At 68.1% G+C, this 12,244-nt stretch carries 13 protein-coding genes; 8 read left to right on the top strand and 5 right to left on the bottom strand.

Annotated elements, in window-relative coordinates:
• The first annotated feature begins 64 nt into the window (after positions 1-64).
• The 7 genes from K7711_RS32925 to K7711_RS32895 all read left to right on the top strand — a co-directional run bounded on the left by K7711_RS32925 (position 65) and on the right by K7711_RS32895 (position 6,347).
• Entirely contained in the window at positions 65-763 is a 699-nt protein-coding gene (locus K7711_RS32925) for a DUF8020 domain-containing protein (protein ID WP_222974298.1), read from the top strand.
• Positions 764-900: 137 nt separating this feature from the next.
• Positions 901-1,947, top strand: a complete 1,047-nt coding sequence (locus K7711_RS32920) for an ABC transporter substrate-binding protein (RefSeq protein WP_235748143.1) — start codon at positions 901-903, stop codon at positions 1,945-1,947.
• A 38-nt stretch (positions 1,948-1,985) separates the two neighbouring features.
• Positions 1,986-2,774: an SDR family NAD(P)-dependent oxidoreductase gene (locus K7711_RS32915; protein WP_222974296.1), complete on the top strand. Its 789-nt coding sequence runs from the start codon at positions 1,986-1,988 to the stop codon at positions 2,772-2,774.
• Positions 2,775-2,867: 93 nt separating this feature from the next.
• A complete protein-coding gene (locus tag K7711_RS32910) occupies positions 2,868-4,214 on the top strand; it encodes an FAD-dependent oxidoreductase (RefSeq protein WP_222974294.1) in 1,347 nt (448 codons plus the stop codon).
• A gap of 320 nt (positions 4,215-4,534) precedes the next feature.
• Positions 4,535-4,918, top strand: coding sequence for a nuclear transport factor 2 family protein (locus K7711_RS32905; protein ID WP_222974291.1), 384 nt, complete (start codon positions 4,535-4,537; stop codon positions 4,916-4,918).
• Positions 4,915-5,286 (top strand): hypothetical protein, encoded by a 372-nt coding sequence (locus K7711_RS32900; RefSeq protein ID WP_222974290.1) that lies wholly within the window; start codon positions 4,915-4,917, stop codon positions 5,284-5,286. Before K7711_RS32905 ends, K7711_RS32900 begins: the two co-directional genes overlap by 4 nt.
• A 35-nt stretch (positions 5,287-5,321) precedes the next feature.
• Positions 5,322-6,347, top strand: a complete 1,026-nt coding sequence (locus K7711_RS32895) for an NADP-dependent oxidoreductase (protein ID WP_222974288.1) — start codon at positions 5,322-5,324, stop codon at positions 6,345-6,347.
• A gap of 60 nt (positions 6,348-6,407) precedes the next feature.
• On the opposite strand, the gene K7711_RS32890 is transcribed toward K7711_RS32895, so the two are convergent.
• Entirely contained in the window at positions 6,408-6,929 is a 522-nt protein-coding gene (locus tag K7711_RS32890) for a MarR family winged helix-turn-helix transcriptional regulator (RefSeq protein WP_222974286.1), read from the bottom strand.
• A 114-nt stretch (positions 6,930-7,043) separates the two neighbouring features.
• On the opposite strand from K7711_RS32890, the gene K7711_RS32885 reads away from it, so the two are divergent.
• The gene (locus K7711_RS32885; protein ID WP_222974284.1) at positions 7,044-7,982 is read left to right on the top strand and encodes an NADP-dependent oxidoreductase; all 939 of its coding nucleotides are present in this window, start codon (positions 7,044-7,046) and stop codon (positions 7,980-7,982) included.
• Positions 7,983-8,028: 46 nt separating this feature from the next.
• On the opposite strand, the gene K7711_RS32880 is transcribed toward K7711_RS32885, so the two are convergent.
• From K7711_RS32880 to K7711_RS32865, 4 genes are read right to left on the bottom strand one after another with little or no spacing between them, the layout of a single operon-like run.
• Positions 8,029-9,312, bottom strand: coding sequence for an allantoate amidohydrolase (locus K7711_RS32880; protein ID WP_222974282.1), 1,284 nt, complete (start codon positions 9,310-9,312; stop codon positions 8,029-8,031).
• Complete coding sequence (locus K7711_RS32875) at positions 9,309-10,628, bottom strand: FMN-binding glutamate synthase family protein (RefSeq protein WP_222974280.1); 1,320 nt, start codon at positions 10,626-10,628, stop codon at positions 9,309-9,311. The genes K7711_RS32880 and K7711_RS32875 overlap by 4 nt, the downstream gene beginning before the upstream one ends.
• A gap of 2 nt (positions 10,629-10,630) precedes the next feature.
• Positions 10,631-11,347 carry a GltB/FmdC/FwdC-like GXGXG domain-containing protein gene (locus K7711_RS32870; RefSeq protein WP_222974278.1) on the bottom strand — a complete coding sequence of 239 codons (717 nt, stop codon included), beginning with the start codon at positions 11,345-11,347 and terminating at the stop codon, positions 10,631-10,633.
• A complete protein-coding gene (locus tag K7711_RS32865; protein ID WP_222974276.1) occupies positions 11,332-12,231 on the bottom strand; it encodes a class II glutamine amidotransferase in 900 nt (299 codons plus the stop codon). Before K7711_RS32865 ends, K7711_RS32870 begins: the two co-directional genes overlap by 16 nt.
• Positions 12,232-12,244 lie beyond the last annotated feature (13 nt).

Genomic DNA, 12,244 nt, shown 5'->3' with positions numbered 1-12,244 from the left:
CGTCCCACGCCGGACCACACCTCCCCGGCGGCGAAGCCGAGGAGTCCGATGAGAGGAAACACCGATGAGGAAAATCGCTGCTACGTGCGCGCTGGTGGCCGGAGCCGTCAGCATCGCGGGTACCGCGCAGGCCGCCCCGGCGCCGAACGCGATCCACTACAAGACGACCGCCACACCGACCGGTACCGTCATCACCACCGACGCGGGAACCCTGAACGCCGACAAGGGCATATTCACGATCAAGAGCCCCAACGGAACCGTGCTCGCCGGGTCCAACCTGTCGTTCCGGGTGGACGATTTCGTCTTCCCGATCGCCGCGAAGATCAGCGGCCACACCGCCACGCTCACACCCCAGTTCGACCTCGCGCACGCCAGCTACCGGCCCGTCGCCCTGCCGTACGAGGACTCGGCGCCCTGGAAGACCCCGTACGACCGCGAACAGGCTGCGTGGAACCGGATGGCCAGCACCATCACCACCGGCGCGACCGTCGGAACCATGGTGGGCGGGCTGAGCGGTGCGGCGGTCGGCTGCGTGCTCGGCGGAATCGCCGGTGCGACGGTGGCGGCCGCGACCATCATCGGCATGTTCGGCCCGTTCATCCCCGCGGCCGCGGTCGGCTGCCTCGGCGGCATCGTGGCCGTCGGCGCATTGGGCACTGCGGTTGGCCAGCTCCTGGTCACCGCACCGCTCGCGATCATGGCCGCGGTGCAGTACTTCACCACCATCAACGAACCCGCCCCGGCCCCGGCCCCGGCCAAGTAACCCCGTAAACGGCCCGGAGCGTTCAGGTTTCGAGGTCTTCCCGACCAGATACCGAGCGCTCCGCGGTCGGGCCGCGGGCGAGGCAGCGATGCCGCGTCACGCACGCCACCACCGAGCCCGCGCTCGATCACCGCCGCATGAAGCGAAAGAACAAGATGCACAAGATATTCCGAACTGCCGTCGTAGTGGTGGCAGCCGCGCTCGCTCTGGCGGGCTGCGCAAGCTCCGCCAAGGTCTCCCAGCCGGTCTCGGGCTCCTGGGCCGACATCGTGGCGGCGGCGGACAAAGAGGGCTCGGTGACGCTGTATTCCACCCAGGCTCAGGCGGTTCTCGACAACCTGAAGAAGGCGTTCGAATCCGCCTACCCCGGCATCAAAGTGACGGTGGTGCGCGGCATCGACTCCGAACTGCTGCCCCGGATCGGTGCGGAGCAGAAGACCCACCACGGCATCGGAGACGTCGCGGTGACCACGGACGAGGCCTGGATCCACGCGAACGAAAACTCCGATACCGCTGTCGCGGTGCACGGCCCGAGCTTCGACGATCCGGCATATCGTCGGCGGGAGGCCATCATCGGCGGCAAGTTCTTCACCGAGAGCGCCATCCTGTTCGGTTTCGGCTGGAACACCAACCTGTACCCCAAGGGCATCAACTCCGCGCAGGATCTGCTGGATCCGGCGCTGCGCGGCAAGGTCGGCATCGTCACCCCAGCGACTTCCCCGACCTACATCGACTACTACGACTTCATCGAAAAGCATTACGGCGGCCGCGATTTCCTGCAGAAGCTGGCCGCGAACAAGCCGCGCATCTACCCGAGCACCCAGCCGCTGAGCCAGGCCATGGCCTCGGGTGAGATCACCGCCGCACTGATGTGCAATCCGATGCTTCCCGAGCGTGCGGCCGGCGCCCCGGTCGGCTGGAATGCGGGCAAGTACGCCTGGGGCGCGAAGTGGTACGGACTCACTCTGGGCACCGCGCCGCACCCGAACGCGGCCCAGGTCCTGGCCGATTTCATGGTCACCAAGGCCGGACAGCAGGCGACCTCGCCGGGTTACGGGGCCGCGCTGCCCGGCATCGACGGCGCACTGGCGGTCGCCCAGGATGTGCCCGCACAGAATCTCGAGGTCACCGTCGGCGCCGGCGCCGAGAAGTTCCGCAACGACTGGGAGTCCATCTTCCGCTGAACGCGCCGGGCAACAGTACGAATGAGGAAAGAGGGACGATGACCGCAGATCAGTTCGAGGGAAAAGTCGCCGTGGTGACCGGCGCGGGATCCGGGATCGGCGCGGCGACCGCGCGGCTGCTCGCCCAGCGTGGCGCCGCGGCGGTGTACCTGTGCGATATCAATGCCGATGCCGCCGTGCGCAATGCGGCGGCGATCGGCGTCGGCCATCCCGTCGGGCTCGACGTCTCCGACTCGGCCCGGGTGCGCGAGATGTTCGATACCGCCGTCGCCGAGCAGGGCCGGGTGGATGTGGTGGTGCATGCGGCCGGCGTCGACGATCCCCAGAGCAAGCAGTGGATATACGAGGCCGCCGAGCGCAACGAGCCCGTGGACGTGCTGACCCGGTTGGACGACGCCGACTGGCGTCGGGTGCTGACGATCAACCTCGACGGCACCTTCTTCCTGCTGCGCGAGGCCGTCCGGGTCATGCGGGGAACCGGTGGCGGGGCGATCGTCACCGTGGGTTCTTCCTCGGCCTTCGACACCCTGACCGGATATCCGCACTATTCCGCCTCGAAGGCGGGCGTCCACGCGCTGAGTCAGGCGGTCGCGAAAGAGGTTGCACCCCTGGGAATTCGGGTCAACACCGTAGCGCCCGGACCGGTCGACACCGGGATGGCCGCGCGCACACCGGCGCATCTGCGGGCAGCGATGAACGACGGTCCCACCCGCGGCTACGCGACTGCCGAGGAACTGGCCGACAACATCTTGTACCTCGCCTCCGCGGGTGCGGCGAACGTCGTCGGCGCGGTGCTGCTGAGCAATGGCGGGCGGTTCACCGTCTGACGCTCGACTCCGAACCGCCGGACAACGGCCTACATCAGATTTGTCACACCGCGAGCTGCGTTGCGCGGCAGCGGTTTCGACCAGGGAGCAACAATGCAGGTAATCAGGACCGACGTACTCGTCATCGGCGCCGGGATGGCCGGGCTCACGGCAGCGGCCCGGTCACTGGACCGGGGCAGCTCGGTCGTGGTGGTCGAGAAGGCAGCGGCCGTCGGCGGGTCGGCGCGGTACGCCGGATACGCGTGGACGGCGCCGACCCACGAGGTGATGGACGAGGTCAACCCCGACGGCGACCCGGCCCTGCGCCGAGCGCTGGTGGACGGGTTCGCAGACGCGATCGCCTGGATTCGTTCAGTTGGCGTCGAATGCGCCGACGCCGTGCCGATCCTGCGCTACGGCACCGGCCACCAGTTCGACACCAACCAGTACCTCGACGAATGCCGACGGCGAGTCGGCGCCGAGGGCAAGCTGTTCACCGAGACGGACACCCTGGCACTGCTCGGCAACAACGGAGTCGTCACCGGTGCGCACCTGCGCCTGCCGGACGGAACCGAGCTCGACATCGAATCCGCCACAACGATTCTCGCGACCGGCGGGTTCCAAGCCGATCCCGGATTGGCCTGCGAGCACATCCATCCGAACGCGGGCGTGATGCAGCTGCGTTCGAACCCGGCCAGCTCCGGGACCGGCTTGCGACTGGCCGCAGCGGTCGGTGCCGCAACCGGTAAACCCCGGTCCGGGTTCTACGGCCACCTCGTTCCGGCCGACGTTCCGTTCCGCGACTCCGGCGATTTCGTCGCACTGTCGCTGTACTACAGCGAGCACGCCCTGCTGTTCAACCTCGACAATCGCCGATTCACCGATGAGACGATGGGCGATCACCTCACCGCGATGCGACTGCTCGACCAGCCGGAGTCACGCGGACTGCTCGTCGCCGACGAACGTGTGTATCGCGATTGGGTTCTCGGCAGCTACGTCGAGGGCGCCATCGCGGTCGACAAGTTCGACCTCGCCCAGCGCCGCGGCGGCCGGTGTGGAATGGCCGAGAGCCTGGAGGAGTTCGCCTACCTGCCGCCGGAGTGGGGTTACGACGGTGCGGCGATCGCGGCCGAGATCCGCGCCGTGAACGCGGCCGGCGCGGCGGTCCAACCCGCACGCGTGCACGACTCGGCACCGCTGGACCGGGGACCTTATTACGTGATCGAAACCCGTCCGGCACTGACCTTTCCGTTCCACGGGATCCGCATCGACGAGCACGGCCGGGTGCTCGCCGCAGCCGGTGGCATCGTGGACGGCTTGTATGCGGCGGGATCCGATATCGGCGGTCTCTACGACCACGCCTACGCCGGCGGTATCGCACCCGCACTGGTCTTCGGTCTGGCTGCCGCCGACGCTGCGGCCACACACCGGCGCCGGACGCCGACTCCGCAGCCCGCGTAGCGCAGCTGCCCGGTCCCGGCCATCGAAACCGATACCGCCTGCCCCGCCCCGGCCGTCACCGATCGCCCCTGGGTGCGCGCGGGCCGTACTCCGGCGCGTTGCCCATGTACGGCCCTGTGCCGGACGGCGATGTGTCCGGGTGTGATCCGGAGTCGGTCGGCTCGACGTGTCGGTCGATACCGATCGTGGCGATGGGATTCGGCAACGGCTGCCGAGGTCGGGGACACGATCCTGCGGTTGAGTCGAGTTCGACCGGATGGCTTCGAACCGGACGTCCTGACCTCTCGACAAGACCCGATTCCTTGAACTAAATTCAATTCATGAGCTACGTAATCGAGAAGTACTACGCGACGCTCGACACCGGCAGGTTGCAGGACGCGACTGCTCTGCTGGCCGAGGACGTCGAGTTCGCCATGGTCCTGCCCGCGGGCGTGAACCGCGACCGCGGCCGGGCGGCGATGTTCGCCTATCTGAGCGGCAGGCCGGCGGTGGACCGCAAGCACGTGCTGCTGCGCGTCGCCGCCGAGGGGGATATGCAATTCGCGTACGGCGCGGTTACCGAGAACGGGTCCGTGACCACAGGCTGGTTCGTCGCCGCGATGCATGTCGACGCCGACGGCCGTATCGACCGGTATCAGGTCTCGTTCAGCGCGGATTTCGCGCTGCTGCCAGTGCAATCCTCGCGCGAGGAGGCGCGGCGATGACGGCGACTGTTCCGGTTCTCACTCGCTGGTTCACCTATATGGACTCCGACGACCCGGATCGCGTGCTCGGCATGATCGCCGAGGATTTCGCGATGTCCGTGCAGTTCTCCAAGGGCGGTGGGCAGAGCGCCGAATTCGTCGGTGATCGCGACGGCCTGGTCGCCTACCTGGCACAGCGCGAGAAGAGCACGCTGACCCACCACATCGATGTCGGTGCGGTGAGCGGCGAGTACGAGCTGGTTGTCGGTCGCACCACCCGAGCCGGCGCGTTCGAAGCATCCTTCAATGCGACCGCACAGCTCAACGCCTCGGGCGCTGTTCGCCGCTTGCTCATCGCGCGGACGCCCGAGGTCGCTTTCACACCGTGATTCGCACGCCTTCGTGCGGACGAGAAGGGATCCGTTTGATGAATCGTCATGTGCGCCTTGCCCGGCGCCCGATCGGGAAGCTGCGTGCGGCGGATCTGGAGCTGGTCGAATCCCCGGTCCCGGATCCCGGGCCCGGGGAGGTCCTGATCCGCAACACCTGGTTGTCGATCGATCCATCGATCAGGATTCGGCTCGCCGACACCACACCGAACGGGTATCTGCCGCCGCTACAGCCCGGCGACGAGCTCTCCGGGCTCGCCCTCGGCACCGTCGTCGAGTCTCGGTCACCGGAATTCGCCTTCGGCGATCTGGTGTCCCATACCTTCGGTTATCGGGAATACGCGATCGTCGGAACCCAGGCCCAGACCATCGGCGGTTACGGTGCACCGGCCCGGATCGATGCTGGACAACTGCCGATCCAATGGTTCCTCGGCCCGCTGGGCAGTGCCGGGCTCACCGCGTACGTGGGACTGTTCGAGATCCTCGAGCTGACCACGACGGACGTTCTGTGGGTGTCGTCGGCCGCGGGGGCGGTGGGTGCGCTGGCCGCGCAACTCGCGAAGTTGCGGGGGGCAACCGTGCTGGGTTCGGTCGGAAGCCCGGAGAAGGTCGCGTACCTGCGTGACGAACTCGGCATCCCGGCATTCGACTATCGCGACGGGTCGTTGCCGAAGTCCCTGGCGGCCCTTGCGCCCCGCGGCATCGACGCCTATTTCGACAACGTCGGAGGCGACCACCTCACCGCCGCCCTGGATGCCCTGCGCCCGTCCGGCCGGATCGCGCTGTGCGGAGCGATCGCCGGCTACGACGACAGCGCAGTGCCCGGCCCGCCGAATCTGTTCACCATGGTGTCGAAAGGGCTGCGCATGCGGGGATTCCGGGCCGGCTCGTTCACGCATCTCGAAGACTCGATGCGCCGAGAGGTGTCCGGTTATCTCGCCGACGGCCGGTTGATCTACCGCGAATCCGTCTTCGACGGTATCGAATCCGCGATCGCCGCGCTGCTGGCGATGCTGTCCGGGGCCACCGTCGGAAAAACCCTCTGTCGGCTCGATCGGTGAGGACCGGCGCGGTGTCGCGTCCGCACGGCCGGACGATCGCCGGACGAAAGTAGTTGCGAGCTAAGGAGATTGGTCCGTTCCGGCCGCTTTTCTGCGCCGCCGTGGTGCGGCCGATCGCGGTGGGGTGTGACGCATGTGGTCTCGCGCGCGGGCGAGGATGTCGGCGAGGGCCTCGATGTCGGATCGGGACAGCGGGGCGAACAGCAGGTCGTCGAGAACAGCGACGTGACCGGGGAAGACCCCCTCGAGCACGGCACGTCCCTCGTCGGTGATGGTGACGGTGATGCTGCGCTCGTCATCGGCGGACAGCGCGCGGGTCACCAGGCCCCGCTTCTCCAGTGTTTGGGCCTGGTAGGTCATTCCGCTGCGGCTGTAGACGACACCGTCGGCCAGATCGGTCATCCGCCGACTGCCTGTCGGGGAGTCGCCGAGGGTGGCCAGGAGCTGGAACTGCACGTAGCTGAGATCCCCGGCCTCCCGCAGCTGCTGTTCGACGGCGTGCTTCAGCAGGCTGCTCGCCTCGATGAGGGCGAAGTATGCGCCCAGCTGCGTGGGATCCAGGGGCGGCGGCGAAGCGGGCATGAGCCGAGTCTATCAGTACTTCGAACTCGAAGCACTTGCTTCGAGTTCGAAGCAGTGCTACCTTGGGCGTCAGTTGCTTCGAATTCAAAGCAACTCACCGAAAGGATAGACACCATGAAGGCAGTACGGTTCCACGAAACGGGCGGCCCGGAGGTTCTGCGCTATGAAGACGTCGACCTGCCGGTCCCCGGTGCCGGTGAGGTGCGCATCCAGGTCGCCGGGTCGGCGTTCAACCCGGCCGACGGCGGGATGCGCGGCGGCTTCCTGCCGATCCCGGTGACGCTGCCGCACGTTCCGGGCTACGACGTCTCCGGCACGATCGACGCGATCGGCCACGGGGTGGACGGCCTCGCCGTGGGCGACAACGTCGTCGGGTTCCTACCCATGGATGCCGACGGCTCGGCGGCGCAGTACGTCGTCGCCCCGGCGGAAGCGCTGGTGCAGGCTCCGGCGAGCATCCCACTGGCCGATGCTGCCGGGTTGCCGTCGGTCGGGCTGACCGCCTCACAGGCACTTTTCGAGGCCGGCGAGCTCGCGGCAGGCCAGCGGGTGCTGATCAACGGTGCCGGCGGCCCGGTGGGCGGATACGCTGTGCAACTGGCCAAGCGTGCGGGTGCGTACGTCATCGCCACAGCGAGCCCGCGCAGCAGCGAGATCGTCGCGGCAGCCGGTGCGGACGAGATCATCGACCACACGGCCACTTCCGTGCTCGACGCGGTGACCGAGCCGGTCGATGTGCTGCTCAATCTGGCCCCGATCACCCCTGACGGGTTCACCGCCCTGGTCACGCGCGTCCGTGATGGCGGCGTGGTCGTCTCCACGACACCGACCGTGACGACGCCCGGTGACCAGGAGCGAAACGTGCGCGCGGCCACGATCTTCGTCCACCCCGACGCGGATGTGCTCTCGCACCTCGTCGCCCTCATCGACCGCGGCGACCTGCACGTCGAGATCGCCCGGCGCGTGCTGCTGAGCGAGCTGCCGTCGATCCATCAGCAGGCCGAGGCGGGAGAGATCCACGGCAAGGTCGTGGCTGTCCCGCCCGCGGTCTGACGATCGGCCTCAGCTCGCCAACGCCGCCGGAACCTGTTCGGATCCATCACCACGACGGATCGGCCCCATTTCGATTGCACTGCGCCATCATCACGTCGGCGAGGGCGGTTGCACCGAGGCGGCAGTCCTCGAGGGTGGCGAATTCCTTGGGGGAGTGGGAGATTCCGGTGGGGTTGCGGACGAAGATCATGCCGGTCGGGATGTGCGAGGACAGGATTCCGGCATCGTGGCCCGCGGCGGTGGGGACGATCGGTATCTCGCCGTGGTGGGCCAGCGCCTGCTGTATCGCCTCGCGGGGCGGCTGTGGGAATTCCACTATGGGCGTGACGGATTCGGTGTGGATGTCGAGCGTGATCCGGTCCTCGGCGGCGTGTTGCCGGGCGAGGTCGGTGATTGCGGCCAGCAGTGCGTCGAGGGTGTGCTGATCGGCGGCGCGGGCATCGAGCCAGGCCCGGATCTGTGCGGCGATCGCGTTGGTGCCGTTGGGGGAGACGAGCACCTTGGCGAAGGTGGCGACGGCGTTCTGGCGTTCGGCGACGGTGCGGGCCGAACGCGCGGTGGCCGCGAACGCGAGCATCGGGTCGCGCCGGTCGGCGAGGTGGGTGGTGCCCGCGTGATTGGCCTCGCCGTCGAAGACGAATTCCCAGCGTCCGTGTGGCCAGATGGCGGACGCGACGGCCAGTGGCCGGTCGATGCGGTCCAACAGCCGCCCCTGTTCGATGTGCAGCTCGACGAAAATACCGATCCGGCTTATCAATTCGGGATCGGGGCCGAGATGTGCGGGCGTGCGTCCGGCGCGGGTGAGGGCCTCGGCCAGGGTGATGCCGTCGTTGTCACGCAAGCCCAGCGCTCGTTCGGGCGTGAGGGCGCCCGTGCTGAGCTGGGACCCGATGCACGCGACACCGAATCGGGCGCCTTCCTCGTCGGAGAAGGCGACGACACCGATCGGCACGGCGGGCTCGAAACCGCGGGCACGCAACAGATCCACGGCGGTGAACGCGGAGACCACGCCGAGCGGACCGTCGTAGGCGCCTCCGTCCGGGACCGAGTCCAGGTGTGAGCCGGTGACGAACGCGCCGCGCGGGGACCCGATCCATCCTCGGGGCAGCCACCAGGCCCAGAGGTTGCCGTTGCGATCGGTGTCGAGTTGCATGGATCGGGCCGCGGCGGCACCGGCGAACCACTCCCGCAATGTGAGGTCCGCATCGGACCAGGCGTAGCGGCGGTAGCCTCCGGTGCCGCGGTGACGGCCGACCTCGAGGATCTCGTTCCACAGCGGATCGAACACGCCCGCAACGGGATTCGGCTGTTCGGTCACGATCCGGCTCATATCGCGCCTCCTGGAATCCAGGTGGTGCCCGCGAGCGGAACACGTGCCATGGCGGCCGCCTCCACCGTGAGTGCCACCAGATCCTCCGGTTCGAGATTGCGCAGATGCGATTTGCCGCAGGCGCGGGCCAGGGTCTGCGCCTCCATGGTCAGCACGCGCAGATAATTGGCCAGTCGACGACCGCCCTCGACGGGGTCCAGGCGCTGGGCGAGCTCGGGGTCCTGGGTGGTGATCCCGGCGGGGTCGCGCCCGTCCTGGAAGTCGTCGTAACAGCCTGCGGCCGAAGCGATCTGCTCGTACTCCGCGGCGTGCGCCGGACTGTTGTCGCCGAGTGCGATGAGCGCGGCGGTGCCGATCGCGACGGCGTCGGCCCCCAGCGCCATCGCCTTGGCCACGTCCGCGCCGGTGCGGATGCCCCCGGAGACGATGAGTTGCACCGAGCGGTGCACCCCGAGTTCCTGCAGCGCCCGCACCGCCTGCGGGATGGCCGCCAGGGTCGGAATCCCGACGTGCTCGATGAACACTTCCTGGGTGGCGGCCGTACCGCCCTGCATCCCGTCGACGACCACGACATCGGCTCCGGCCTTCACCGCGAGTTTCACGTCGTAATAGGTGCGGGTGGCGCCGATCTTGACGTAGACCGGCTTCTCCCAGCCGGTGATCTCACGCAGCTCGAGAATCTTGATGGCCAGATCGTCGGGCCCGGTCCAGTCCGGATGACGGCAGGCGCTGCGCTGGTCGACCCCCTGCGGCAGGGTGCGCATCGCCGCGACCCGCTCGGTGATCTTCTGGCCCAGTAGCATTCCGCCGCCGCCGGGCTTGGCGCCCTGGCCGAGCACGACCTCGATGGCGTCGGCCTTGCGCAGGTCGTCGGGATTCATGCCGTAGCGCGAGGGAAGGTACTGGTAGACAAGGTGTTTGGATTGACCGCGCTCCTCGGTGGTCATACCGCCGTCGCCGGTGGTGGTGGAGGTGCCGGCCGCGCTGGCGCCGCGGCCCAGCGCCTCCTTGGCCGGCCCGGACAGCGCCCCGAAGCTCATACCCGCGATGGTGACCGGGATATCCAGGTGCAGTGGATGTTTCGCGTGCCGATCCCCGAGCACGACGTCGGTGTCGCAGCGTTCCCGATAGCCCTCCAGCGGGTAGCGGGACATCGAGGCGCCCAGGAAGAGCAGATCGTCGAAATGCGGGAGGGGACGTTTGGCGCCCCAGCCGCGGATGTCGTAGATGCCGGTGTCGGCGGCGCGCTGGATCTCGGCGATGACGCGGCGGTCGAAGGTGGCCGATTCACGCAGTACGGGATGGGAAGTGGTCATGATCAGTACGCTCCGGCGTTGTCGACGTGGAAGTTGTACAGCGTGCGGGCCGATCCGTATCGGGTGAATTCGCCTGCGTCGTAATCGAATCCCGCGATCGAGAGGAGTTCGGTCAGCTCGGCGAGGTGTTCCGGGCGCATAGGTTTGCGGATGCAGTCCGCCCCGAGGGAGGCCACTGTTCCGCGCACGTAGAGCCTTGCTTCGTACAGCGAATCACCCAGCGCCTCACCGGCATCGCCGCAGACGACCAGACGCCCGGCCTGTCCCATGAAGGCGCTCATATGCCCGACGTCGCCGCCCACGACGATGTCGACACCCTTCATCGAGATCCCGCAGCGGGCGCCGGCGTCGCCCTCGACGATCAGCAGCCCGCCGTGCGCGGTGGCCCCGGCCGACTGCGAGGCGGTGCCGCGCACCCGCACGGTCCCCGACATCATGTTCTCCGCCACTCCGACACCGGCATTGCCCTCGACGGTCACCGTCGCGTGCTGGTTCATTCCGGCGCAGTAGTAGCCGACCGGGCCGGTGATCCGGACGTCGAGGTCGGCGTCGAGTCCGCACGCCAGCGCGTGGGCGCCACGGGGATTGGTGATCGTCAGCGCGGCGGGCGCGTCCGGCCCGGCGAGCAGTGCGTTCACCTCGCGCACCGTCGAGGTGGTGAGATCGGCGATGACGCGCGTCTCGCGGTCGGGCACGATGCTGGTCACTGTCGGTGCCATAGGTACACCTCTTCCGGTTCGGGTTCGAAGATGCGGGCGTTCTGCACGCCGGGCAGATCGGTCAGTGCGCGGTATTCCGAGGCCATCGCCACCCAGCGGTCGGTCTCGGCGATGATCGCGGGTTTGCAGGCGATCGCGTCGCGCACGACCGCGAAGGAGTCGCTGGTGGACACCAGCAGCGTGTAGAAGCCGTCGAAGCGTTCGTTCAACAGCAGCAGCGACTTCTCCAGATCCGCTCCCGCGGCGAGTTGTTCGGCGACGAAGCGCGCGCCCACCTCGGTGTCGTTGGCGCTGTCGAATCGCACGCCGTGCCGCTCCAGTTCGTGCTTGATGCCCATGTGGTTGCTGAACGAACCGTTGTGGACCAGGCACTGGCCGGGGCCGACCGAGAACGGGTGCGACCCTTCCGCGGTCACGGCCGATTCGGTGGCCATACGGGTGTGGCCGATGCCCTGCCAGCCCTGGGCTGCCGGTAGGCCGAATCGGCGGGCCAGCTCACCGGGATTGCCGACGCCCTTGAGCACGGTGAGGTCGGAGCCGAAACCGACGATCCGCGCGTCGGGGGCGTATGCCCGGACCGCCTCGGCCAGCTCGGTCGCGTCGAGTGCGGCGTGCAGCACGGTGGTGGGTGTGAGGTCGTGCGTGACGACCTCGACTCCTGTTGCGCGAGTGAGTGATTCGGCGAGCTGTTCGGCCGTCACGGGGTTGTCCAGCAAGGAGACGGTGGCATGCCCCGGCGGTGACCAGACCGGATCGCCGTAGACGGCCATACCGGCCGAATCGGGTCCGCGGTCACACATGTGGCCGAGCATGTCGGTCAGCAGCGCACCCAGGCGCGGGTACAGGGTCGCGTCCCGCAGATGCAGTCCGACGATTCCGCACATGATTTTCTCCTCC

Origin of the sequence: Nocardia coffeae (assembly GCF_019890715.1) — a bacterium.
Classification (GTDB): domain Bacteria; phylum Actinomycetota; class Actinomycetes; order Mycobacteriales; family Mycobacteriaceae; genus Nocardia; species Nocardia jiangxiensis.
Note: the sequence above shows the minus strand (reverse complement) of the source record. Positions and strands in the feature narration are given on the sequence as shown.